The sequence below is a fragment of the Streptomyces sp. NPDC006261 genome (assembly GCF_040613515.1).
Taxonomy (GTDB): Bacteria; Actinomycetota; Actinomycetes; order Streptomycetales; family Streptomycetaceae; genus Streptomyces.
Window position 1 is genome coordinate 1 of record NZ_JBEXSI010000161.1, and the last position, 1,326, is coordinate 1,326.

A 1,326-nucleotide genomic window follows, 5' to 3' on the forward strand; every position below is an offset into this window, starting at 1 on the left:
CGAGGGCCTCGTGTGGGCCGGTGTGGGCAGTGTGCTGATCACTGGTGGTACGGGTGGTCTGGGTGCGGTGACGGCGCGGCATCTGGTGGTGGAGCACGGTGTGCGGCGGCTGTTGCTGGTGAGCCGTAGCGGTCTTGGTGCCGAGGGTGCCGAGGCGCTGGTCGGCGAGCTGTCGGAGCTGGGCGCCGAGGTCGCGGTCGAGGCGTGTGACGTGTCGGACCGGGGTGCTCTGGAGCGGTTGTTGTCCCGGCACGAGGTGTCGGCCGTGGTGCACGCGGCGGGTGTGCTGGACGACGGTGTGGTGGGCTCCCTCACCCCGGAACGGCTGGACAGGGTCCTGCGGCCCAAGGCCGACGCCGCATGGCACCTGCATGAACTGACACGCGACCAGAACCTGTCAGCCTTCGTCGTGTTCTCTTCCATCGCCGCGATGTTCGGGAGTGCGGGGCAGGGCAATTACGCGGCGGGTAATGCGTTCCTGGACGCGTTGATGGAGCGTCGTCGGGCGGAGGGGCTGCCGGGTGTGTCGCTTGCCTGGGGTCCGTGGGATCAGTCGGGCGGGATGACGGGGACCCTGTCGGGGGCTGATGCGGAGCGGATGGCGCGTGCGGGTGTGCCGGCGTTGTCGGTGGGTCTGGGTGTGGCGTTGTTCGATGCGGCTCTGGCGTCGGGTGGTGCTGTGGTGGCGCCGGTGCGGCTGGATCTTCCGGTCCTGCGTGCGCAGGGTGAGGTGCCGCCGTTGTTGCGTTCGTTGATCCGGGTGCGGTCGCGGCGTGCGGCTGCGGCGGCGGGTTCGGCGACGGCTGCGGGGCTGGTGGAGCGGCTGGCCGCGCTGAGTGTCGTCGAGCGTCAGGAGGTGCTGGTGGACCTGGTTCGCGGGCAGGTCGCCCTCGTACTCGGTCACGCTGACGGCAACGCGGTCAATCCGGGCCGCGCCTTCCGCGACCTGGGCTTCGACTCGCTCACCGCGGTCGAGCTGCGCAACCGCCTCAACACGGCCAGCGGGCTGCGACTGCCGGCCACGATGGTCTTCGACTACCCGACGGTAGAAACGCTGGTCGACCATCTCCTGGAGGAGCTGCTGGGTGCGGACGCACCGGAGGTTCTGCCGGTGGCGGCGGGGCTGTCCGGCCGGGGGATCGCGGATGATCCGATCGTGGTCGTGGGGATGAGCTGCCGGTATCCGGGCGGGGTCGCATCGCCGGAGGACCTGTGGCGGCTGGTCACCGAGGGCGCCGATGCCGTGTCCGGGTTCCCGACGAACCGGGGCTGGGACCTCGACGGCCTCTACGACCCGGACCCCGACCACAAGGGCACGTCGTACAC

Annotated in this window: 1 protein-coding gene; it reads left to right on the forward strand. The window is 70.6% G+C overall.

Going from position 1 to position 1,326, the window contains the following annotated elements:
• The coding region (locus ABZ154_RS35030) for a type I polyketide synthase (RefSeq protein ID WP_356838513.1) at positions 1–1,326 on the forward strand (1,326 nt) is incomplete at both ends.